This window comes from Streptomyces beihaiensis (assembly GCF_026274175.1).
GTDB lineage: Bacteria > Actinomycetota > Actinomycetes > Streptomycetales > Streptomycetaceae > Streptomyces > Streptomyces beihaiensis.
This window is the reverse complement of sequence record NZ_JAPHNL010000101.1, coordinates 46,809-66,810: the sequence shown is the minus strand read 5'-3', so window position 1 is coordinate 66,810 and position 20,002 is coordinate 46,809. Positions and strand designations below refer to the sequence as shown.

The window sequence follows — 20,002 nt, the reverse complement described above, 5'->3', positions numbered from 1 at the left end:
CCAGCAGCCCCGCCGGCGCGCCGCCCGCCCCGCGCCGTGCCGCCCCGCGGGTCACTGTCCCGCTCGCCGAGATCGTGTACGTGCGGGCGGCCCCCGCCTACGTGCAGCAGCTCTCGGTCCACGTGGGCGACGACGCGGACGGGGACCTGCTCTCCGTCGCCGCGGGCCCGCCGGTGGTCGACGGCTCCGTCGGGCCGGACGTGAAGGGGCTCGTGAAGCCGGGGCAGAAGGTGTCGATCGTCTCCGAGGCGACCGGTGCCCACGCCGCGGGCACGGTCGAGTCCATCGCCGACCGACCCACCAAGCCGCACAAGGGCGACGAACAGGCGGGCGACACCGACGCCGACACGTACGCGCTGCGCGTCAGGCCGTCGGGGCGCCTCCCCGTCGACCTGCTGGGGGAGGACGTCCGCCTCACCATCACCGCCGCGTCGTCGCGGCACGCGGTACCGGCCGTGCCCACGACCGCGATCTCCGCGGGCGCCGACGGACAGACGACCGTCACCGTGCGCGAGGGCGGACAGGAGCGGCGGGTCGTGGTCGAGACGGGCATGACTGCGGACGGCTACGTCCAGGTCACGCCGCGCCGCCACGGCGCGCTCTCCGTCGGCGACCGCGTCGTGGTCGGCGTGGACGAGCGCCCCGCGCCGGAGACGCCATGACGCGGCCCCCTACGCCGAGTCCCGGTATGCCGAGCCCCGGCATACCGAGCGCCGCTGCCCCGAGCCCCGGCACGCCGAGTCTGGGTGCTCCGAGCCCTGGCACACCGAGCCTGGGTGCCCCGAGTCCCGGCACGCCGAGCGCCGCTGCCCCGAGTCCCGCTGCCCCGAGTCCCGGCACACCGAGCCCCAGTACGCCGAGCCCCGCCAAGCCGGTTCCCCGCACACCGCGACCCCCCGTCATCGAGCTCGACGGCCTCGGCCTCACCTACCCGGGGCCGCCGCCGGTCACCGCTCTGCACCCGTGTGAACTACGCCTGGAAAAGGGTGAGTTCGTCACCATCGTGGGTCCCTCGGGCTCCGGCAAGTCCAGCCTGCTCAACATTCTCGGCCTGCTCGACACACCCACCCGCGGCACCTACCGGCTCGGCGGCACCGACACCTCGACGCTGAGCGAGAGCCGGCGAGCCGCCCTGCGCGGGCGCGAGATCGGGTTCGTGTTCCAGGCGTTCCACCTGCTGCCGCACCGCACGGCCCAGGAGAACGTCGAGCTGGCGATGGTCTACCGGCGCACACCCCGCCGCGTCCGCCGCGCGAAGGCCGCGGAGGTGCTCGCGCGGGTCGGCCTGGCGCACCGCGCGCACGCGCTGCCCACCCACCTGTCCGGCGGCGAACGCCAACGCGTCGCGGTCGCCCGCGCGTTGGTGGCCCAACCCGCCCTGCTGCTGTGCGACGAGCCGACCGGCAACCTCGACAGCGAGACGGCCGCGTCGGTGCTCGACCTGCTCGAAGGGCTGCACCGGGACGGCATGACCGTCCTCGTCATCACTCACGACCCCCAGGTGGCCGCACGCGGCCGCCGCGTGCTCACCATCCGCGACGGCGTCCTCGACGAGACGGTCCCCGAGGCGGTGACGCCATGGTGAACCGACGTCGTGTGCCCGGTCGTGCCGCTCCCGGCTCGCGTCTGGCTCTGCGAGACCTGCTCTCCGAGGCGGTCGCGGGTGTCGTGCAGCGTCCGGCGCGTTCCGTGCTGACCTCGCTCGGCACGGTCCTCGGGGTGGGGTCGTTCATCGCCGTTCTCGGCCTCACCGGAACCGCGGCCGCGCAGATCGACACCCGGTTCAACCGGCTCACCGTCACCGAGGTGACCGTCGAGGACACCGGCGGCCAGGACGCCGACCGCGTACCGCTCTCCTTCCCCCGCGACGCCGACCGGCGCATGGACCGCGTGCACGGCGTCACGGCGGCGGGCGTGTACTGGAAGGTCCGGCTCGCGCCCGGCACCGCCATCCGGTCCTCGCCCGTCGCCGCACCCGACGGCGCCGTCTCCCGGACACCGGTCGTGGCCGCCTCCCCGGGGCTGCTCGACGCGGCCGCGCCGCACTTCACGCAGGGCCGCGCCTTCGACGCCTTCCACGACACGCACGACCAGCGGGTCGCGGTCATCGGCTCGGCGACCGCCGCCCGCCTGGGCATCACCACGCTGCGCACCCAGCCCGCGATCTTCATCGGCGACACCCCGTTCACGGTGATCGGCGTCTTCGACGACGTCCGGCGCAAGCCCGACCTGCTCCTCGACGTGATCGTGCCGCGCACCCCGGCCGAGCGGATCTGGGGCCCGCCGCAGGACGAGCGGGCCAAGATGCTGATCTCCACACGGCTCGGCGCCGCGCCCCAGGTCGCCTCGCAGGCCGCGCTCGCCCTGCGCCCCGACCACCCCGACTACCTGCGGGCCGTGCCGCCGCCCGACCCGAAGGCGCTGCGCCACGCCGTCGGCGGCGACCTCGGGCAGCTGTTCCTGCTGCTCGCCGTCGTCTGCCTGTTCATCGGCGCGGTCGGCATCGCCAACACCACGCTGGTCGCCGTCATGGAGCGCGTCGGCGAGATCGGGCTGAGGCGCGCGCTCGGCGCCCGCGCCCGGCACATCACCTGGCAGTTCCTGACCGAATCGGCGGCCCTCGGCCTGCTCGGCGGCATCGCCGGAACGTCGCTCGGCACCGCCGTCGTCGTCGGTGTCTGCCTGCACAACGAGTGGACCCCGGTCCTCGACCCCCTGACCCTCGGCGCCGCCCCCGTTCTCGGCCTCGCCACGGGCCTGCTCGCAGGTCTGTACCCGTCCTGGCGGGCCAGCTGCGTCCAGCCCGTGGAGGCGCTGCGCCGCTGAGGCCGGTCCGCGCCCCCGCATCCACGCAACTCACCCGAGAGGAACCATCAGTGGCAGACGAACAAGTGCTCAGAGGCCAGAAGTGGCTGAACGCCACCTACGGCGGCGTCGCCGGTTACCGGCGCTGCCCGGAGGACGGCCACACCGGGTGGGGGACCATGTACTCCCTCATCATGGGCCTCCAGCACGAGCTGGGCATCAGCCCGGTCGTCGCGTCCTTCGGCCCCGGCACGTACGCCAAGTTCGACGCGCTCGGCGACATCGGCTTCAACTGGGACAAGAACCGCAACATCGTCGCGATCCTCCAGTACGGCCTGTGGTGCAAGGGCTACTGGGCGGTCGAGCCGAAGAGCGAGGGCTGGTACACCGGCGTCACCCGCGCCGCCGTGGAGAAGCTCCGCGGCAACATGGGCATCGGCGGCGAGGGCGTGATCGACGCCAAGATAGCCAAGGCCATCCTCAACATGGACGCCTACGTCGTGGTGGCGGGCGGCACCGACGGCATCCGCTCGATCCAGCAGTGGCTCAACGGCCGCTACTGGAAGCGAGGCGCGTACAACATCGGCCCCTGCGACGGCATCTACTCGCGTGACGTCCAGAAGTCGCTCCTGATGGCCCTCCAGTTCGAGATGGGCATCGCCGGCGCGAACGGCAACTTCGGCCCCGGTACCCAGGCGGGCCTGCGCAACCACACCGTCGCCCAGGGCGACTCGAACGTCTTCGTCAAGCTGTTCTCCGCGGCCTGCCTGTTCAACTCGCCGACGTACAGCGACAGCGGCGACCCGGTCACGACGAGCTGGCGCGACACCTTCGACTCCAAGCTCACCCAGTGGGTGACCGCCTTCCAGAAGTTCAACAAGCTCACCGCCAACGGCAGGGGCGACTACGAGACCTGGGCGCAGCTCCTCGTCTCGATGGGCGACCCGAACCGCCCCGCGAGCGGCTGCGACACCCGCTACGAGATCACCGCCTCACGCGCCAAGTGGCTGTACGCCAACGGCTACCGGTACGTCGGCCGCTACATCTACGACCCGCCGACCTCGACGCTCGACAAGGAGATCAAGCCGGGCGAGCTCGACACCATCTTCAGCGCGGGCCTCAAGGTCTTCCCGATCTACCAGGACAACGCCCGCAGGCTCGCCGACTTCACGTACGACAACGGCTACCAGCACGGCCTCAACGCACACAAGCACGCCTCCGACCACGGCTTCGACCGGGGCACCACCATCTACTTCGCCGTCGACTACGACGCGACGGGCGAGGAGATCGAGGGCCCGGTCGTGCGCTACTTCCAGGGCGTGCAGGCGGCCCTGGCCAGTCAGGGCAAGAAGTACACGCACGGTGTGTACGGCTCGCGCAACGTCTGCACGATCGTCAGCAACAAGACGTACGCCCGCTTCTCCTTCGTCTCCGGCATGTCCTGGGGCTTCTCCGGCAACCTCGGCTTCCCGATCCCGCGGAACTGGTCCTTCAACCAGATCAAGGAGTTCCGCGTCACCAACGGCTCCGACGCGTTCGACCTGGACCGTGACGTCGTCTCCGGGCTCGACCGCGGTGTGTCGTCGGTCCACGACAAGGGCGGCCCGGCCGACGCCTTCATCGCCTACCTGCAGAAGCTGTACGACCTGGCCGGCTCGTACGGGGCGACCGGCCAGAAGCGCAGCCAGCTGGTCATGGAGTACATCCGCCACTACGCCTACGGCAACCGCGGCACGGCCAACAAGCTCGGCTGGTGGTACCTGATCGGGTCGTACGACTCGAAGTTCGTCGACTACTGCGACAGCCACGGCATGAGCATCAAGGGCTCCTTCACCGACCCGTTCACCGGCTACCAGCTCGGCTCCGAGCACCTGATGGCCACCGCCAACGCCCACCTGCTGACCGACCAGCCCGGCAACAAGAAGTCCGCCAACGGCGGCGACGTAGGCGGCTGGGCCGGTGACCTGATGACGTTCTGGGCCGACTGGCGCAACTCCGAGCAGAAGTACGCCGACCCGCTGAAATTCGCCCACGACAAGCTCGGCGTCCCCGGCGTCGCCTCGTCCTTCGGCTTCAACGACCTCATCGAGGACGCCGACGGCTACCTGCTCGCGCGGGCGGTCCGCGGCGGCAAGAACATCGTCGACGCGGCGAAGGAGCACTACAACGGCGGTGGCGGCCTGCGCCGCTTCAACAACTACTTCACCCAGCGCTGGGGCAACGCCACGGACTGCAAGGACAGCGCCCACAACGCGCTCACCGCGGTCGACAGCACCCTCTCGGTCGCCCAGGCATACCTCATCACCGGTGCCGGAGCGGCCCTCCCGTCCGACTACCAGAACCTGCCGGGCGGCTACGACAAGCTCAGGAACTTCGAGCAGGGCTTCGTCGACGCGCTGCTCGCCCGCATGGGAACGGAGACGCGGAAACTCTCCGTCTACAAGGAGAACCACGAGCGCTACCTGCGGGCCGCGCGCGTCAGCTGAACGGAACAGAGAGCAGCACATGAAAGCACTGGCACTCCTCACGGTCGTCGTCGTACTCGTCGTATGGCTGGTGTGGAACGCGTGGAATGTGTTCCGCGTCGTCGTCGGAGCGCGCGACGGCTCGTGGCGCCGCCCCATGTGGTGGACGCGCCTGTGCTCCATCGCGCTGTTCGTCGGCGCCGCCGCGTGGACCCGAGGGGTGTTCGCCGCGGGCCTGGACACCCGTAAGACCTGTCTCTACACCCACCACGTGCCGTACGACACCGCGTACCGGGACGCGCACGCCGACGAGTTCCGCAGGCTCTTCCCCCTGCACAACAAGTGCGACGCGCACTTCGACCTGGTGCCCGGCTGGGTCAACCCGACGGTCGTGGCCGGCGCGGTCGTCGCGCTGGCCGCCGCGGCCGTCCTCCTGTGGTTCGCCACGACCTACGTCATCAGACTCTCCAGAAAGGAGAACCAGTCATCATGACCTCGACCACCACCCTGACTGGTCTGTCCCGCCGCCGCTTCATAGGCGCGACGTCCGGGGCCGCGGCCGCCGTGACGCTCGTCGACCTCGCCGCAGCGCCCGGCGCCTTCGCCGGCACCCGGGCCCACGGACACGGCGGGAAGGGCGGGAAGTCCCGCAACGGCTGGCCGGTCCTGTCCGAGGCCCCCAGCCACGTCATCGAGGGCAGCGCCCAGCAGGTCCGCCTCGCGGACGGCGACGCCGCGGTCCTGCTCCTGCACGTGGCACGCCGCTTCCACTACGAGATCGACTCCCTCAGATCCGGGGACGTCGAGGGCTGGACGGCCCACGCGCACGTGACCCAGCCCTACGAATCGAACTACCTCTCGGGCAGCGCCATGGCGATCCGCCCGCTGTGCTACCCGGCCGGGGCGAAGGGGAACTTCTACCCGAACGAGCTGGTCGTCATCCGGGACATCCTCAGCGAGCTGGACGGGGCGGTGGCCTGGGGCGGCGACTTCACCGTCCCCAAGGAGTCCCACTTCGAGCTCGCGCTCCGCCCCGGCCATCCCCGCCTCAAGGGCGTCGCCCGCAAGATCCAGGGCTGGCAGACGGGCCCCGGCAACCACGGCGCGGGCGCGACCGACGCCTTCGACCCCCACCGCCGCAAGGCGGCCCGCGCCTTCGAGCGCCGGATGGCGAGCTGACCGGGAGCCTCCCCTGGCCGTACGCTGCCGGGTGACCGAGACACCCAGGGGAGAGGCACGTCCGCCGGTGAGTGAGAACGAGAACCCCAGCGGGAACCAGGGCGGGCGTGCCGCCAGCCGGACCGCGGTCCTGGTCTGCCAGGGCCGCGCCGTGGCCGACGGAAGACCGGCGGCGGGCCGCTTCACGGACCCGGTGGCGGCACGGCTGCTCAGCGACGCCGAACGCACCCCCGTGGACGAGGTGCGCGCGGGCACCCCGCCGCGGGGCTGGCGGGCGCGCGGCGCCTACGAGAGCGTCCGCGCGTGTGCCGAGATCGTCGTGCCCAGGACGGTCGCGATCGACGACGCGCTGCGCGGCCACGCGAGCGGGCAGCTCGTGATCCTCGGCGCCGGTCTCGACACGCGCGCCTGGCGGCTGCCGGGCCTTGCCGCGACGGACGTGTGGGAGGTCGACCACCCGGCCTCCCAGCGGGACAAGCGTGCCCGTCTCGCGGAACTGGGCGATCTGCCGGTCACGGCCCGCTCCGTGCGCTTCACACCGGTCGACTTCGCGGTCGACGATCTCGGTGCCGCGCTCGACGCGGCCGGGCACGACCCGTCCGTGCCGACCACGTGGCTGTGGGAGGGGGTCGTCCCGTACCTCACGCGCGCGCAGGTGCGGGGCACGCTGGCGGCCCTCGCCGCCAGAACGGCTCCCGGCAGCGCGCTCGTCGTCAATTACCAGGCACCGCGGGCGAAGGCGGCCGCCGGGCGACTTCTGGCCCGGGCGCTCAGGTTCTCCGCCACCGCGAACGAACCCTGGCGCTCGCTGTGGCGGCCGCGGCGGATGGCGGCGTTGCTCGCCGAGCACGGCCTGCCGGTGGTGTCGGACGAGTCCCTCCTCGACGTGGCCCACGACCTCGGCACCCCTCGGAAAGCCCGGGGCTCCCTGCGGTCCGGCCGCGTCGCCGTGGCAGAGCGCCCCTGAACCTGAACCGTCACGGCCGCCCGGCGAGCCGCGACAGGCCGCAGGCATGCCCGGCCGTCGCCGCCGGTACCCCGCCCGACCGGGTGAAACGGCGGGGCGGGTTTGACGGGCGGCGCCCGCCGGGTACTCTCTTCGGCTCGATTGGCGCCCGGCATGCCCCGTATGGCAAACTGTCGGGGTTGCTCGGTCGAGTGCCGATGCTGCGCGCCTCCCGCCGGGAGGACCGGAAGCGAGTCCCACAGTACTCGTCGCCCCAACTGTCGCTTGCGGCAGCGCTGAGGCGGACGTACGGGAATCTTTCGGGAAGCGTCAGCGCGGGGCCCGGCCAGGCGCCTGGTGGGTTTCTTCCCCCAGCCCCTTTGCGGCTTCCGGGCCGCAGCCCCTCCAGCAGGGAAAATCCCTAGGGATGTTCCTGTCAGCGGGACTGCGACACGCCCGACCGCGTGGGTCGAAGGAAGTGTGAAACCGGACCCTCAGGTTCCAGAGCGTTACGAGAGACAGGACTACTAAGTAGCCATGGCGGGACAGAAGATCCGCATCCGGCTCAAGGCCTACGACCACGAGGTCATCGACACCTCGGCGAAGAAGATCGTCGAGACGGTGACCCGTACTGGTGCGTCGGTCGCAGGCCCGGTGCCGCTGCCTACCGAGAAGAACGTGTACTGCGTCATCAAGTCGCCGCACAAGTACAAGGACTCGCGCGAGCACTTCGAGATGCGCACGCACAAGCGCCTGATCGACATCCTCGACCCGACGCCCAAGACCGTTGACTCTCTGATGCGACTCGACCTCCCGGCCGGTGTCGACATCGAGATCAAGCTCTGAGGGTCGGTGAGCTGAAGATGGCTAAGCAGATCAAGGGCATCCTGGGCGAGAAGCTCGGCATGACGCAGGTGTGGGACGAGAACAACCGTGTTGTTCCGGTCACCGTCGTCAAGGCCGGGCCCAACGTCGTCACCCAGGTCCGTACGAACGACGCCGACGGCTACGAGTCCGTCCAGCTCGCCTTCGGCGAGATCGACCCGCGCAAGGTGAACAAGCCCCTCAAGGGGCACTTCGCCAAGGCCGACGTCACCCCCCGTCGCCACCTCGTCGAGATCCGTACCTCGGACGCCTCCGAGTACACCCTCGGCCAGGAGATCACCGCCGAGACCTTCGAGGCCGGCGTCAAGGTCGACGTGACCGGCAAGAGCAAGGGCAAGGGCTTCGCCGGTGTCATGAAGCGTCACAACTTCCATGGCGGCAAGGCGTCCCACGGTGCCCACCGCGTGCACCGCAAGCCGGGCTCCATCGGCGGTTGCGCCACCCCCGGCCGTGTGTTCAAGGGCCTCCGCATGGCGGGCCGCATGGGCAACGAGCGGGTCACCACCCAGAACCTGACCGTCCACGCCGTTGACGCGGAGAAGGGTCTGCTGCTCATCAAGGGCGCGGTTCCCGGTCCGAACGGCGGCCTCGTCCTGGTCCGCACCGCGACCAAGGGGGCCTGAGGTAACCGATGAGCACTGTTGAGATCCTTTCGCCGGCGGGCGACAAGGCCGGTACCGTCGAGCTCCCCGCGGAGATCTTCGACGTAGAGAAGATCAGCGTCCCGCTGCTTCACCAGGTCGTCGTCGCACAGCTGGCCGCTGCCCGCCAGGGCACGCACAAGACCAAGACCCGTGGCGAGGTCCGTGGTGGTGGCAAGAAGCCTTACCGCCAGAAGGGCACCGGCCGCGCCCGCCAGGGCTCGACCCGCGCGCCGCAGTTCGCCGGCGGTGGCGTCGTGCACGGTCCCGTGCCGCGTGACTACTCGCAGCGGACCCCGAAGAAGATGAAGGCCGCGGCCCTGCGCCACGCCCTCACCGACCGGGCCCGTAACGCTCGCATCCACGTCGTCTCCGGCGTGATCGAGGGCGAGGCCCCGTCCACCAAGGCCGCCAAGACGCTGTTCGGCAAGATCTCGGAGCGCAAGAACCTGCTCCTGGTCGCCGAGCGCGCCGACGAGGCCGCGTGGCTGTCCGCCCGCAACCTGCCCCAGGTGCACATCCTGGAGCCGGGCCAGCTGAACACGTACGACGTTCTCGTCTCGGACGACGTGGTCTTCACCAAGGCCGCTTTCGAGTCCTTCGTCGCCGGCGCGCCCTCTGCCGCGCGGACCAACGACAATGAAGGGACTGAGGTCTGATGGCTACCCGTCACCCCGCAGTTGCCTCGAAGGCCGCCAAGGCCGCCAAGGCCGCGCGCGTCGCCAAGGCGCGTCGCCACGCCACCGAGGGCAAGAACACCGTCGAGACGCCGCTGAGCAAGAGCTTCACGGACCCCCGTGACGTCCTCGTCAAGCCGGTCGTCTCCGAGAAGTCCTACGCGCTGCTCGACGCGAACAAGTACACGTTCATCGTCGCGCCGGGTGCGAACAAGACCCAGATCAAGCAGGCCGTCGAGGCGGTCTTCTCGGTCAAGGTCACCGGGGTCAACACGATCAACCGTCAGGGCAAGCGCAAGCGCACCCGCACCGGTTTCGGTCAGCGCGCCAACACCAAGCGCGCCATCGTGACCCTCGCTGAGGACGACCGTATCGACATCTTCGGCGGTCCGACCGCGTAAGCGGGTCGGATCGTCCGAATATCGGACGAGGACTGAGAAATGGGAATCCGCAAGTACAAGCCGACGACGCCGGGCCGCCGCGGCTCCTCCGTCGCCGACTTCGTCGAGGTCACGCGGTCCACGCCGGAGAAGTCGCTGGTCCGCCCGCTGCACAGCAAGGGCGGCCGTAACAACGCCGGTCGTGTGACCGTTCGCCACCAGGGCGGTGGCCACAAGCGCGCCTACCGAGTGATCGACTTCCGTCGTCACGACAAGGACGGCGTGCCCGCCAAGGTCGCGCACATCGAGTACGACCCCAACCGCACCGCGCGCATCGCGCTGCTGCACTACGCGGACGGCGAGAAGCGCTACATCCTCGCCCCGCGTGGCATGAAGCAGGGCGACCGGGTCGAGAACGGCCCCGCGGCCGACATCAAGCCGGGCAACAACCTCGCCCTGCGCAACATCCCGGTCGGTACGACGATCCACTCCGTGGAGCTTCGTCCGGGCGGCGGCGCCAAGTTCGCGCGCTCTGCCGGTGCCTCCGTGCAGCTGCTCGCGAAGGAGGGCCAGATGGCCCACCTGCGCATGCCGTCGGGTGAGATCCGCCTGGTCGACGTCCGCTGCCGCGCCACCATCGGCGAGGTCGGCAACGCCGAGCAGTCGAACATCAACTGGGGCAAGGCCGGCCGCATGCGCTGGAAGGGCGTCCGCCCGACCGTGCGTGGTGTGGTCATGAACCCGGTGGACCACCCGCACGGTGGTGGTGAGGGCCGGACCTCCGGTGGTCGTCACCCCGTGTCCCCCTGGGGCAAGAAGGAAGGCCGTACTCGTTCGCCCAAGAAGGCGTCGAACAAGTACATCGTCCGCCGCCGCAAGACGAACAAGAAGCGCTAAGGACGGGTTGAGATGCCTCGTAGCTTGAAGAAGGGACCCTTCGTCGACGACCACCTCATCAAGAAGGTGGACGTCCAGAACGAAGCCGGTACCAAGAACGTCATCAAGACCTGGTCCCGTCGCTCGATGATCGTCCCGGCGATGCTGGGCCACACCATCGCGGTGCACAACGGCAAGACCCACATCCCGGTGTTCGTCACCGAGTCGATGGTCGGCCACAAGCTCGGTGAGTTCTCGCCGACTCGCACCTTCCGCGGCCACGTCAAGGACGACCGCAAGTCGAAGCGCCGCTGAGCGGGGTGTGAACGACTGTGACTAACACCGAAGGGACAACCATGGAAGCCAGGGCCCAGGCGCGGTACATCCGCGTCACGCCCATGAAGGCCCGCCGCGTGGTGGACCTCATCCGTGGCATGGACGCCACGGAGGCTCAGGCGGTCCTGCGTTTCGCCCCGCAGGCCGCGAGCGTGCCGGTCGGCAAGGTGCTGGACAGCGCCATCGCCAACGCCGCGCACAACTACGACCACACCGACGCCTCGTCGCTGTTCATCAGCGAGGCGTACGTGGACGAGGGCCCGACCCTGAAGCGGTTCCGGCCGCGCGCCCAGGGCCGTGCCTACCGGATCCGTAAGCGGACCAGCCACATCACCGTGGTCGTCAGCAGCAAGGAAGGAACCCGGTAATGGGCCAGAAGGTAAACCCGCACGGGTTCCGGCTCGGTGTCACCACCGACTTCAAGTCGCGTTGGTACGCCGACAAGCTGTACAAGGACTACGTCAAGGAAGACGTCGCCATCCGTCGGATGATGACGTCCGGCATGGAGCGCGCCGGCATCTCGAAGGTGGAGATCGAGCGCACCCGTGACCGCGTGCGTGTGGACATCCACACCGCCCGTCCCGGCATCGTCATCGGCCGCCGTGGCGCCGAGGCCGACCGCATCCGCGGCGACCTCGAGAAGCTCACGGGCAAGCAGGTCCAGCTGAACATCCTCGAGGTCAAGAACCCCGAGACGGACGCTCAGCTCGTGGCCCAGGCCGTCGCCGAGCAGCTGTCCAGCCGTGTCTCCTTCCGCCGTGCCATGCGCAAGAGCATGCAGTCGGCCATGAAGGCGGGCGCCAAGGGCATCAAGATCCAGTGTGGCGGTCGTCTCGGCGGTGCCGAGATGTCCCGTTCGGAGTTCTACCGCGAGGGCCGCGTGCCCCTGCACACGCTCCGCGCCAACGTGGACTACGGCTTCTTCGAGGCCAAGACGACCTTCGGCCGCATCGGCGTGAAGGTCTGGATCTACAAGGGCGACGTCAAGAACATCGCCGAGGTCCGCGCCGAGAACGCCGCCGCCCGCGCCGGTAACCGCCCGGCCCGTGGTGGCAGCGACCGCCCGGCCCGTGGTGGCCGTGGTGGCGAGCGTGGCGGCCGCGGCCGCAAGCCGCAGCAGCAGTCGGCTCCGGCCGCCGAGGCCCCCAAGGCCGAGGCGCCCGCCGCTGCCGCTCCGGCTGAGAGCACCGGAACGGAGGCCTGACCGACATGCTGATCCCCCGTAGGGTCAAGCACCGCAAGCAGCACCACCCCAAGCGCCGTGGTCTGGCCAAGGGCGGTACGCAGGTCTCGTTCGGCGAGTACGGCATCCAGGCCCTCACCCCGGCGTACGTGACCAACCGCCAGATCGAGGCGGCCCGTATCGCGATGACCCGCCACATCAAGCGTGGCGGCAAGGTCTGGATCAACATCTACCCGGACCGCCCCCTCACCAAGAAGCCCGCCGAGACCCGCATGGGTTCCGGTAAGGGTTCTCCGGAGTGGTGGGTCGCGAACGTGCACCCGGGCCGGGTCATGTTCGAGCTGTCCTACCCCAACGAGAAGATCGCGCGTGAAGCGCTGACTCGTGCGGCGCACAAGCTGCCGATGAAGTGCAAGATCGTCAAGCGCGAGGCAGGTGAAGCGTGATGTCGGCCGGAACCAAGGCGTCCGAGCTGCGCGAGCTGGGCAACGAGGAGCTTGTCGCCAAGCTCCGCGAGGCCAAGGAAGAGCTGTTCAACCTCCGCTTCCAGGCGGCGACCGGCCAGCTCGAGAACCACGGCCGGCTCAAGGCCGTCCGCAAGGACATCGCCCGGATCTACACCCTCATGCGTGAGCGTGAGCTCGGCATCGAGACGGTGGAGAACGCCTGATGAGCGAGAAGACTGTGACTGAAGAGACTGCCGCCCGCGGCTTCCGCAAGACCCGTGAGGGTCTCGTCGTCAGCGACAAGATGGACAAGACCGTCGTCGTCGCCGTCGAGGACCGCGTCAAGCACGCCCTGTACGGCAAGGTCATCCGCCGTACGAACAAGCTCAAGGCGCACGACGAGCAGAACGCCGCGGGCATCGGCGACCGTGTCCTCCTCATGGAGACCCGGCCGCTGTCCGCGACGAAGCGCTGGCGCGTCGTCGAGATCCTGGAGAAGGCGAAGTAATCAAGCGGGAGCGCCACAGCTCCCGCTGCCCCTCGCCCCGTCCGCGGGGCGCGGGTCTTCCCCCAGGACCGCTAAGTAATTCCTGCGGCCCTCAACATGTAGGGGCACCGCAGGACAGTTCCGCCAGGCTCGGTGGGGTTCCCGCTCGGAACCTCGCCGGGAACCGGCAGACGATCAGGAGATAGACGTGATCCAGCAGGAGTCGCGGCTTCGTGTCGCCGACAACACGGGTGCGAAGGAAATTCTCACCATCCGTGTTCTCGGTGGCTCGGGCCGCCGCTACGCGGGCATCGGTGACGTCATCGTCGCCACCGTCAAGGACGCGATCCCCGGTGGCAACGTGAAGAAGGGTGACGTCGTCAAGGCGGTCATCGTTCGCACCGTCAAGGAGCGCCGCCGTCCGGACGGCTCGTACATCCGCTTCGACGAGAACGCCGCCGTCATTCTGAAGAACGACGGCGACCCTCGCGGCACCCGTATCTTCGGCCCCGTGGGCCGTGAGCTGCGCGAGAAGAAGTTCATGAAGATCATCTCGCTCGCGCCGGAGGTGCTGTAAGCATGAAGATCAAGAAGGGCGACCTGGTCCAGGTCATCACCGGCAAGGACAAGGGCAAGCAGGGCAAGGTCATTGCCGCTTACCCGCGCGACGAGCGTGTCCTGGTCGAGGGTGTCAACCGGGTCAAGAAGCACACCAAGGCCGGCCCCACGGCCTCCGGCTCGCAGGCCGGTGGCATCGTGACCACCGAGGCGCCGATCCACGTCTCCAACGTCCAGCTGGTCGTGGAGAAGGACGGCAACAAGGTCGTCACGCGCGTCGGCTACCGCTTCGACGACGAAGGCAACAAGATCCGCGTTGCCAAGCGGACGGGTGAGGACATCTGATGACGACCACCACTTCCCCGCGTCTGAAGCAGAAGTACCGCGACGAGATCAAGGCCAAGCTGCAGGACGAGTTCTCGTACGAGAACGTCATGCAGATCCCCGGTCTGGTCAAGATCGTGGTCAACATGGGTGTCGGTGACGCCGCGCGTGACTCGAAGCTCATGGACGGTGCTGTCCGCGACCTGACCACCATCACGGGTCAGAAGCCGGCCATCACCAAGGCCCGCAAGTCCATCGCGCAGTTCAAGCTGCGTGAGGGCCAGCCGATCGGTGCCCACGTCACGCTCCGTGGCGACCGCATGTGGGAGTTCCTGGACCGCACCCTGTCGCTCGCGCTGCCGCGCATCCGCGACTTCCGTGGTCTGTCCCCCAAGCAGTTCGACGGCCGTGGCAACTACACCTTCGGTCTCACCGAGCAGGTCATGTTCCACGAGATCGACCAGGACAAGATCGACCGCGTCCGGGGTATGGACATCACCGTGGTCACCACGGCGACCAACGACGAAGAGGGCCGTGCCCTTCTCCGTCACCTCGGCTTCCCGTTCAAGGAGGCGTGAGCGAGATGGCGAAGAAGGCTCTCATCGCGAAGGCTGCTCGTAAGCCCAAGTTCGGTGTGCGTGGCTACACCCGCTGCCAGCGCTGCGGCCGCCCGCACTCCGTGTACCGCAAGTTCGGCCTGTGCCGCGTGTGCCTCCGTGAGATGGCTCACCGTGGCGAGCTGCCGGGCGTGACCAAGAGCTCCTGGTAATCCCCTAGTTGGGATTGCCTCGAACTCTCGGTAAGTAAAGGGACGGCAGAGGCTCCCGCTCTCATGGCTTAGGCTGGGAGGGTTGGGCGCTCTGCCGCCCTGACCGACTTACTACGCCGTAGGTCCCCGCGCCGCACCCGTCCCGCCCCTGTGTGGGGAGAGGGATGGCGCATACAGGAAACCCCGGCGAGAGAGGCCGAAGGCCAATTCATGACCATGACTGATCCGATCGCAGACATGCTTACGCGTCTGCGGAACGCGAACTCGGCGTACCACGACACCGTGGCTATGCCGCACAGCAAGATCAAGTCGCACATCGCCGAGATCCTCCAGCAGGAGGGTTTCATCACCGGCTGGAAGGTCGAGGACGCCGAGGTCGGCAAGAACCTCGTCCTGGAGCTGAAGTTCGGCCCGAACCGTGAGCGTTCGATCGCCGGCATCAAGCGCATCTCCAAGCCGGGTCTGCGTGTTTACGCGAAGTCCACCAACCTGCCGAAGGTCCTCGGTGGCCTGGGCGTGGCGATCATCTCCACGTCGCACGGTCTCCTGACCGGCCAGCAGGCGCAGAAGAAGGGCGTGGGTGGGGAAGTCCTCGCCTACGTCTGGTAGCGGAAGGGAACGGAGGAAACAGCTATGTCGCGTATTGGCAAGCTCCCCATCACGGTTCCCGCCGGCGTGGACGTCACCATCGACGGCCAGACGGTCACGGTCAAGGGCTCGAAGGGCTCCCTGACCCACACCGTCGTGGCGCCGATCGAGATCGCCAAGGGCGAGGACGGCGTCCTGAACGTCACCCGCCCGAACGACGAGCGTCAGAACAAGGCCCTGCACGGCCTGTCCCGCACGCTGGTGGCGAACATGATCACCGGCGTGACCCAGGGTTACGTGAAGAAGCTCGAGATCAGCGGTGTCGGTTACCGCGTCGTCGCGAAGGGCTCCAACCTGGAGTTCTCGCTCGGCTACAGCCACCCGATCCTGGTCGAGGCTCCCGAGGGCATCAAGTTCAACGTGGAGTCGGCGACCAAGTTCTCGGTCGAGGGCATCGACAAGCAGAAGGTCGGCGAGGTTGCGGCCAACATCCGCAAGCTGCGCAAGCCCGACCCGTACAAGGCCAAGGGCGTCAAGTACGAGGGCGAAGTCATCCGCCGCAAGGTCGGAAAGGCGGGTAAGTAAGCCATGGCATACGGGCAGAAGATCCTCAAGGGCGATGCCTACAAGCGCGCCGCGATCAAGCGCCGCCACATCCGTATCCGCAAGAACATCTCGGGTACGGCCGAGCGTCCGCGCCTCGTCGTCACGCGCTCGAACCGCAACATCGTCGCCCAGGTCATCGACGACGTGAAGGGCCACACCCTCGCGTCGGCGTCGACCCTGGACGCTTCGATCCGCGGTGGCGAGGGCGACAAGTCGGCGCAGGCCAAGTCGGTCGGCGCCCTGGTCGCCGAGCGTGCCAAGGCCGCCGGTGTCGAGGCTGTCGTGTTCGACCGTGGTGGCAACCAGTACGCCGGGCGCATCGCCGCCCTGGCGGACGCCGCCCGCGAAGCCGGGCTCAAGTTCTGAGCCTGCCGTAGCTAGCGGAAACAGAGAGAGGTAATTCCAATGGCTGGACCCCAGCGCCGCGGTGGCGGTGCCGGTGGCGGCGAGCGGCGGGACCGGAAGGGTCGCGACGGTGGCAACGCCGCCGCCGAGAAGACCGCGTACGTTGAGCGCGTCGTCGCGATCAACCGCGTCGCCAAGGTTGTGAAGGGTGGTCGTCGCTTCAGCTTCACCGCGCTGGTCGTGGTGGGCGACGGTGACGGCACCGTGGGTGTCGGTTACGGCAAGGCCAAGGAGGTGCCGGCCGCCATCGCCAAGGGTGTTGAGGAGGCCAAGAAGCACTTCTTCAAGGTCCCCCGTATCCAGGGCACCATCCCGCACCCGATCCAGGGCGAGAAGGCCGCGGGCGTCGTCCTGCTCAAGCCGGCTTCCCCCGGTACCGGTGTTATCGCCGGTGGCCCGGTGCGTGCCGTGCTCGAGTGCGCCGGTATCCACGACATCCTGTCGAAGTCGCTCGGCTCCGACAACGCGATCAACATCGTGCACGCGACCGTGGAGGCCCTGAAGGGCCTGCAGCGTCCCGAGGAGGTCGCGGCCCGCCGCGGCCTGCCGCTCGAGGACGTCGCCCCCGCGGCTCTCCTGCGTGCGCGTGCGGGAGCGGGTGCGTAATCATGGCTCAGCTCAAGATCACGCAGACGAAGTCGTACATCGGCAGCAAGCAGAACCACCGTGACACCCTGCGTTCCCTTGGTCTCAAGGGCATCAACACGCAGGTCGTCAAGGAGGACCGCCCCGAGTTCCGCGGCATGGTGCACACCGTCCGCCACCTCGTGACGGTCGAGGAGGTCGACTGATCATGGCGGAGCAGAACCCGCTCAAGATCCACAACCTCCGTCCGGCCCCCGGCGCCAAGACCGCGAAGACCCGTGTCGGTCGTGGTGAGGCGTCGAAGGGTAAGACGGCCGGTCGTGGTACCAAGGGCACGAAGGCCCGTTACCAGGTTCCGGAGCGCTTCGAGGGTGGCCAGATGCCCCTCCACATGCGTCTTCCGAAGCTGAAGGGCTTCAAGAACCCGTTCAAGACCGAGTTCCAGGTCGTGAACCTGGACAAGCTCGCCGCGCTCTACCCCGAGGGCGGCGAGGTCACGGTCGAGGGCCTGGTGGCCAAGGGTGCCGTGCGCAAGAACAGCCTCGTCAAGGTCCTCGGCCAGGGCGAGATCTCCGTGGCGCTGCAGGTGACGGTCGATGCCGTCTCCGGCTCTGCCAAGGAGAAGATCACCGCCGCCGGCGGTACCGTCACCGAGCTCGTCTGAACCGGACGAGCGTTCGCGTGACTTGAACGATCCCGACCGGGGATGCCCCACAAATGGGGCATCCCCGGTTGGTCGTTCCTAGGGGGCAGGTACGCCGGTAAGGTGGCCTTCGTTGTCAACTTCAGGGTGTTGCGTGCCCCCCGGCACCAATCCCGGTCCTTGACCGTTACGTATTCGTCGAATCCTCAAGACCGTCACCTCTGACGCACGCGCGCGGGGGTCGCAGGAGGCACCGTGCTCACCGCGTTCGCCCGGGCGTTCAGGACGCCCGACCTGCGCAAGAAGCTGCTCTTCACGCTCGGCATCGTCGCCGTCTACCGTCTCGGCGCGCATGTGCCGATCCCGGGCATCGACTACAAGAGCGTCCAGACCTGTATGGACCAGGCCAGTTCCAACACGGGTCTGTTCGGTCTGGTCAACATGTTCAGCGGTGGCGCGCTGCTGCACATCACGATCTTCGCGCTCGGCATCATGCCGTACATCACGGCGAGCATCATCCTGCAGTTGCTGACGGTGGTGATCCCGCGACTGGAGGCCCTGAAGAAGGAGGGCCAGGCCGGTACGGCGAAGATCACGCAGTACACCCGTTATCTGACGGTGGCGCTGGCCATCCTGCAGGGCACCGGTCTCGTCGCCACGGCCCGCACCGGCGCGCTCTTCCAGGGCTGCCCGGTCGCCAGTCAGATCGTCCCGGACCAGTCGATCTTCACCACCATCACCATGGTCGTCACCATGACCGCGGGCACCGCCGTCATGATGTGGCTCGGTGAGCTGATCACCGACCGCGGCATCGGCAACGGCATGTCGATCCTGATGTTCATCTCGATCGCCGCCACGTTCCCGTCCGCGCTGTGGGCCATCAAGAAGCAGGGCTCGCTGGCCGGCGGCTGGATCGAGTTCGGCACCGTCATCGCGGTCGGCCTCGTCATGGTCGGCCTGGTCGTCTTCGTCGAACAGGCCCAGCGCCGCATCCCGGTGCAGTACGCGAAGCGGATGATCGGCCGCAGGTCGTACGGCGGTACGTCCACTTACATCCCGTTGAAGGTGAATCAGGCGGGTGTGATTCCTGTCATCTTCGCGTCGTCGCTGCTCTACATTCCGGCGCTGGTCGCACAGTTCGTGGGCGGCAACGGATCGTGGAAAATCTGGATCCAGGACAACCTGACCAAGGGAAATCACCCGATCTACATCGTTACGTACTTCCTCCTGATCGTGTTCTTCGCCTTCTTCTACGTGGCGATCTCGTTCAACCCCGAGGAAGTCGCGGACAACATGAAGAAGTATGGTGGCTTCATCCCGGGCATCCGGGCTGGCCGACCGACCGCTGAGTACCTTTCGTACGTGCTCAACCGGATCACCTGGCCGGGCTCGCTGTACCTGGGCCTGATCGCTCTCGTTCCGACAATGGCGTTGGTCGGGTTCAATGCAAGCGGCAACTTCCCGTTCGGCGGGACCAGCATCCTGATCATCGTGGGTGTGGGTCTGGAGACGGTGAAGCAGATCGAGAGCCAGCTCCAGCAGCGCAATTACGAAGGGTTCCTCCGCTGATGCGTATCGTCCTCGTCGGGCCGCCCGGTGCTGGCAAGGGAACGCAGGCCGCGTTCCTGGCCAAGAACCTGTCGATCCCGCACATCTCCACGGGCGACCTCTTCCGTGCCAACATCAGCCAGGGCACGGAGCTGGGCAAGCAGGCCAAGTCCTTCATGGACGCCGGTCAGCTGGTTCCGGACGAGGTCACCATCGGGATGGCCAAGGACCGCATGGAGCAGCCGGACGCCGTGAACGGCTTCCTGCTCGACGGCTTCCCGCGCAACGTCTCGCAGGCGGAGGCGCTCGACGTCGCCCTCAAGGCGGACGACGTGAAGCTGGACGCGGTTCTGGACCTGGAGGTCCCCGAGGACGAGGTGGTCAAGCGCATCGCCGGCCGCCGCATCTGCCGCAACGACTCGTCGCACGTGTTCCACGTCGAGTACTCGCAGCCGAGCACCGAGGGCGTCTGCGACGCCTGCGGCGGCGAGCTGTACCAGCGTGACGACGACAAGGAAGAGACCGTCCGCAAGCGGCTCGAGGTCTACCACACGCAGACCGAGCCGATCATCGACTACTACCGGGAGCAGGGGCTCGTCGTGACGATCTCCGCGCTCGGCAAGGTGGAGGACGTGACGAAGCGGGCGATGGAGGCTCTGGGCCGCTAGGT

At 68.3% G+C, this 20,002-nt stretch carries 29 protein-coding genes and 1 pseudogene; all 30 read left to right on the top strand.

Annotated elements, in window-relative coordinates:
• A pseudogene (locus OFY01_RS11645) lies at positions 1 to 662 on the top strand (peptidoglycan-binding domain-containing protein); the annotation flags it as partial.
• 239 nt (positions 663 to 901) lie between these two features.
• Complete coding sequence (locus OFY01_RS11640) at positions 902 to 1,585, top strand: ABC transporter ATP-binding protein (RefSeq protein ID WP_266598954.1); 684 nt, start codon at positions 902 to 904, stop codon at positions 1,583 to 1,585.
• Positions 1,579 to 2,826 (top strand): ABC transporter permease, encoded by a 1,248-nt coding sequence (locus tag OFY01_RS11635; protein WP_266598947.1) that lies wholly within the window; start codon positions 1,579 to 1,581, stop codon positions 2,824 to 2,826. The genes OFY01_RS11640 and OFY01_RS11635 overlap by 7 nt, the downstream gene beginning before the upstream one ends.
• 50 nt (positions 2,827 to 2,876) lie before the next feature.
• Positions 2,877 to 5,291 (top strand): glycoside hydrolase domain-containing protein, encoded by a 2,415-nt coding sequence (locus tag OFY01_RS11630; RefSeq protein ID WP_266598945.1) that lies wholly within the window; start codon positions 2,877 to 2,879, stop codon positions 5,289 to 5,291.
• Between the two features lie 19 nt (positions 5,292 to 5,310).
• Positions 5,311 to 5,763, top strand: coding sequence for a hypothetical protein (locus OFY01_RS11625; protein ID WP_266598943.1), 453 nt, complete (start codon positions 5,311 to 5,313; stop codon positions 5,761 to 5,763).
• Positions 5,760 to 6,449 (top strand): hypothetical protein, encoded by a 690-nt coding sequence (locus tag OFY01_RS11620; RefSeq protein ID WP_266598941.1) that lies wholly within the window; start codon positions 5,760 to 5,762, stop codon positions 6,447 to 6,449. Before OFY01_RS11625 ends, OFY01_RS11620 begins: the two co-directional genes overlap by 4 nt.
• 67 nt (positions 6,450 to 6,516) lie before the next feature.
• On the top strand, positions 6,517 to 7,416 hold the full coding sequence (locus tag OFY01_RS11615) for a class I SAM-dependent methyltransferase (RefSeq protein WP_266598939.1): 900 nt from the start codon (positions 6,517 to 6,519) through the stop codon (positions 7,414 to 7,416).
• Positions 7,417 to 7,932: 516 nt separating this feature from the next.
• A complete protein-coding gene (gene rpsJ / locus OFY01_RS11610) occupies positions 7,933 to 8,241 on the top strand; it encodes a 30S ribosomal protein S10 (protein ID WP_004571821.1) in 309 nt (102 codons plus the stop codon).
• 17 nt (positions 8,242 to 8,258) lie between these two features.
• Positions 8,259 to 8,903 (top strand): 50S ribosomal protein L3, encoded by a 645-nt coding sequence (gene rplC / locus OFY01_RS11605; RefSeq protein WP_266598936.1) that lies wholly within the window; start codon positions 8,259 to 8,261, stop codon positions 8,901 to 8,903.
• A gap of 8 nt (positions 8,904 to 8,911) precedes the next feature.
• The gene (gene rplD, locus OFY01_RS11600; RefSeq protein WP_266598934.1) at positions 8,912 to 9,580 is read left to right on the top strand and encodes a 50S ribosomal protein L4; all 669 of its coding nucleotides are present in this window, start codon (positions 8,912 to 8,914) and stop codon (positions 9,578 to 9,580) included.
• The gene (rplW, locus tag OFY01_RS11595) at positions 9,580 to 9,999 is read left to right on the top strand and encodes a 50S ribosomal protein L23 (protein ID WP_266598932.1); all 420 of its coding nucleotides are present in this window, start codon (positions 9,580 to 9,582) and stop codon (positions 9,997 to 9,999) included. The genes rplD and rplW overlap by 1 nt, the downstream gene beginning before the upstream one ends.
• A gap of 39 nt (positions 10,000 to 10,038) precedes the next feature.
• Positions 10,039 to 10,875, top strand: a complete 837-nt coding sequence (gene rplB, locus OFY01_RS11590) for a 50S ribosomal protein L2 (RefSeq protein ID WP_266598930.1) — start codon at positions 10,039 to 10,041, stop codon at positions 10,873 to 10,875.
• A gap of 12 nt (positions 10,876 to 10,887) precedes the next feature.
• On the top strand, positions 10,888 to 11,169 hold the full coding sequence (gene rpsS / locus OFY01_RS11585) for a 30S ribosomal protein S19 (protein ID WP_003948639.1): 282 nt from the start codon (positions 10,888 to 10,890) through the stop codon (positions 11,167 to 11,169).
• Positions 11,170 to 11,210: 41 nt separating this feature from the next.
• On the top strand, positions 11,211 to 11,558 hold the full coding sequence (gene rplV / locus OFY01_RS11580; protein WP_009327087.1) for a 50S ribosomal protein L22: 348 nt from the start codon (positions 11,211 to 11,213) through the stop codon (positions 11,556 to 11,558).
• The gene (gene rpsC / locus OFY01_RS11575) at positions 11,558 to 12,394 is read left to right on the top strand and encodes a 30S ribosomal protein S3 (RefSeq protein ID WP_266598927.1); all 837 of its coding nucleotides are present in this window, start codon (positions 11,558 to 11,560) and stop codon (positions 12,392 to 12,394) included. The genes rplV and rpsC overlap by 1 nt, the downstream gene beginning before the upstream one ends.
• 5 nt (positions 12,395 to 12,399) lie before the next feature.
• Positions 12,400 to 12,819 (top strand): 50S ribosomal protein L16, encoded by a 420-nt coding sequence (gene rplP / locus OFY01_RS11570; RefSeq protein ID WP_266598925.1) that lies wholly within the window; start codon positions 12,400 to 12,402, stop codon positions 12,817 to 12,819.
• A complete protein-coding gene (gene rpmC / locus OFY01_RS11565) occupies positions 12,819 to 13,043 on the top strand; it encodes a 50S ribosomal protein L29 (protein WP_030759371.1) in 225 nt (74 codons plus the stop codon). The genes rplP and rpmC overlap by 1 nt, the downstream gene beginning before the upstream one ends.
• Positions 13,043 to 13,327, top strand: coding sequence for a 30S ribosomal protein S17 (rpsQ, locus tag OFY01_RS11560; protein ID WP_266598923.1), 285 nt, complete (start codon positions 13,043 to 13,045; stop codon positions 13,325 to 13,327). The genes rpmC and rpsQ overlap by 1 nt, the downstream gene beginning before the upstream one ends.
• Before the next feature lie 187 nt (positions 13,328 to 13,514).
• Positions 13,515 to 13,883: a 50S ribosomal protein L14 gene (rplN, locus tag OFY01_RS11555; protein WP_003974257.1), complete on the top strand. Its 369-nt coding sequence runs from the start codon at positions 13,515 to 13,517 to the stop codon at positions 13,881 to 13,883.
• A gap of 2 nt (positions 13,884 to 13,885) precedes the next feature.
• Positions 13,886 to 14,209, top strand: a complete 324-nt coding sequence (gene rplX, locus OFY01_RS11550; protein ID WP_018543913.1) for a 50S ribosomal protein L24 — start codon at positions 13,886 to 13,888, stop codon at positions 14,207 to 14,209.
• Entirely contained in the window at positions 14,209 to 14,766 is a 558-nt protein-coding gene (gene rplE / locus OFY01_RS11545; RefSeq protein ID WP_266598922.1) for a 50S ribosomal protein L5, read from the top strand. The genes rplX and rplE overlap by 1 nt, the downstream gene beginning before the upstream one ends.
• A gap of 5 nt (positions 14,767 to 14,771) precedes the next feature.
• Positions 14,772 to 14,957, top strand: coding sequence for a type Z 30S ribosomal protein S14 (locus tag OFY01_RS11540; RefSeq protein ID WP_003948630.1), 186 nt, complete (start codon positions 14,772 to 14,774; stop codon positions 14,955 to 14,957).
• A 210-nt stretch (positions 14,958 to 15,167) separates the two neighbouring features.
• On the top strand, positions 15,168 to 15,566 hold the full coding sequence (gene rpsH / locus OFY01_RS11535; RefSeq protein WP_188337378.1) for a 30S ribosomal protein S8: 399 nt from the start codon (positions 15,168 to 15,170) through the stop codon (positions 15,564 to 15,566).
• Positions 15,567 to 15,590: 24 nt separating this feature from the next.
• Positions 15,591 to 16,130 carry a 50S ribosomal protein L6 gene (rplF, locus tag OFY01_RS11530; RefSeq protein WP_266598921.1) on the top strand — a complete coding sequence of 180 codons (540 nt, stop codon included), beginning with the start codon at positions 15,591 to 15,593 and terminating at the stop codon, positions 16,128 to 16,130.
• Between the two features lie 3 nt (positions 16,131 to 16,133).
• Entirely contained in the window at positions 16,134 to 16,517 is a 384-nt protein-coding gene (gene rplR, locus OFY01_RS11525) for a 50S ribosomal protein L18 (RefSeq protein WP_266598919.1), read from the top strand.
• Between the two features lie 39 nt (positions 16,518 to 16,556).
• Positions 16,557 to 17,162 (top strand): 30S ribosomal protein S5, encoded by a 606-nt coding sequence (rpsE, locus tag OFY01_RS11520; RefSeq protein WP_266598918.1) that lies wholly within the window; start codon positions 16,557 to 16,559, stop codon positions 17,160 to 17,162.
• Between the two features lie 2 nt (positions 17,163 to 17,164).
• Positions 17,165 to 17,347, top strand: coding sequence for a 50S ribosomal protein L30 (gene rpmD / locus OFY01_RS11515; RefSeq protein ID WP_005481207.1), 183 nt, complete (start codon positions 17,165 to 17,167; stop codon positions 17,345 to 17,347).
• Between the two features lie 2 nt (positions 17,348 to 17,349).
• On the top strand, positions 17,350 to 17,805 hold the full coding sequence (gene rplO, locus OFY01_RS11510) for a 50S ribosomal protein L15 (protein WP_023547373.1): 456 nt from the start codon (positions 17,350 to 17,352) through the stop codon (positions 17,803 to 17,805).
• Positions 17,806 to 18,039: 234 nt separating this feature from the next.
• On the top strand, positions 18,040 to 19,353 hold the full coding sequence (gene secY, locus OFY01_RS11505; RefSeq protein WP_266598917.1) for a preprotein translocase subunit SecY: 1,314 nt from the start codon (positions 18,040 to 18,042) through the stop codon (positions 19,351 to 19,353).
• Complete coding sequence (locus tag OFY01_RS11500) at positions 19,353 to 20,000, top strand: adenylate kinase (protein ID WP_266598915.1); 648 nt, start codon at positions 19,353 to 19,355, stop codon at positions 19,998 to 20,000. Before secY ends, OFY01_RS11500 begins: the two co-directional genes overlap by 1 nt.
• Positions 20,001 to 20,002 lie beyond the last annotated feature (2 nt).

Coding starts and splice junctions, on each gene's coding strand:
- OFY01_RS11635 (WP_266598947.1), top strand. CDS start 1,579: ATGGTGAACCGACGTCGTGTGCCCGGTCGTGCCGCTCCCGGCTCGCGT.
- OFY01_RS11625 (WP_266598943.1), top strand. CDS start 5,311: ATGAAAGCACTGGCACTCCTCACGGTCGTCGTCGTACTCGTCGTATGG.
- OFY01_RS11620 (WP_266598941.1), top strand. CDS start 5,760: ATGACCTCGACCACCACCCTGACTGGTCTGTCCCGCCGCCGCTTCATA.
- rpsJ (WP_004571821.1), top strand. CDS start 7,933: ATGGCGGGACAGAAGATCCGCATCCGGCTCAAGGCCTACGACCACGAG.
- rplC (WP_266598936.1), top strand. CDS start 8,259: ATGGCTAAGCAGATCAAGGGCATCCTGGGCGAGAAGCTCGGCATGACG.
- rplD (WP_266598934.1), top strand. CDS start 8,912: ATGAGCACTGTTGAGATCCTTTCGCCGGCGGGCGACAAGGCCGGTACC.
- rplW (WP_266598932.1), top strand. CDS start 9,580: ATGGCTACCCGTCACCCCGCAGTTGCCTCGAAGGCCGCCAAGGCCGCC.
- rplB (WP_266598930.1), top strand. CDS start 10,039: ATGGGAATCCGCAAGTACAAGCCGACGACGCCGGGCCGCCGCGGCTCC.
- rpsS (WP_003948639.1), top strand. CDS start 10,888: ATGCCTCGTAGCTTGAAGAAGGGACCCTTCGTCGACGACCACCTCATC.
- rplV (WP_009327087.1), top strand. CDS start 11,211: ATGGAAGCCAGGGCCCAGGCGCGGTACATCCGCGTCACGCCCATGAAG.
- rpsC (WP_266598927.1), top strand. CDS start 11,558: ATGGGCCAGAAGGTAAACCCGCACGGGTTCCGGCTCGGTGTCACCACC.
- rplP (WP_266598925.1), top strand. CDS start 12,400: ATGCTGATCCCCCGTAGGGTCAAGCACCGCAAGCAGCACCACCCCAAG.
- rpmC (WP_030759371.1), top strand. CDS start 12,819: ATGTCGGCCGGAACCAAGGCGTCCGAGCTGCGCGAGCTGGGCAACGAG.
- rpsQ (WP_266598923.1), top strand. CDS start 13,043: ATGAGCGAGAAGACTGTGACTGAAGAGACTGCCGCCCGCGGCTTCCGC.
- rplX (WP_018543913.1), top strand. CDS start 13,886: ATGAAGATCAAGAAGGGCGACCTGGTCCAGGTCATCACCGGCAAGGAC.
- rplE (WP_266598922.1), top strand. CDS start 14,209: ATGACGACCACCACTTCCCCGCGTCTGAAGCAGAAGTACCGCGACGAG.
- OFY01_RS11540 (WP_003948630.1), top strand. CDS start 14,772: ATGGCGAAGAAGGCTCTCATCGCGAAGGCTGCTCGTAAGCCCAAGTTC.
- rpsH (WP_188337378.1), top strand. CDS start 15,168: ATGACCATGACTGATCCGATCGCAGACATGCTTACGCGTCTGCGGAAC.
- rplF (WP_266598921.1), top strand. CDS start 15,591: ATGTCGCGTATTGGCAAGCTCCCCATCACGGTTCCCGCCGGCGTGGAC.
- rplR (WP_266598919.1), top strand. CDS start 16,134: ATGGCATACGGGCAGAAGATCCTCAAGGGCGATGCCTACAAGCGCGCC.
- rpsE (WP_266598918.1), top strand. CDS start 16,557: ATGGCTGGACCCCAGCGCCGCGGTGGCGGTGCCGGTGGCGGCGAGCGG.
- rpmD (WP_005481207.1), top strand. CDS start 17,165: ATGGCTCAGCTCAAGATCACGCAGACGAAGTCGTACATCGGCAGCAAG.
- rplO (WP_023547373.1), top strand. CDS start 17,350: ATGGCGGAGCAGAACCCGCTCAAGATCCACAACCTCCGTCCGGCCCCC.
- OFY01_RS11500 (WP_266598915.1), top strand. CDS start 19,353: ATGCGTATCGTCCTCGTCGGGCCGCCCGGTGCTGGCAAGGGAACGCAG.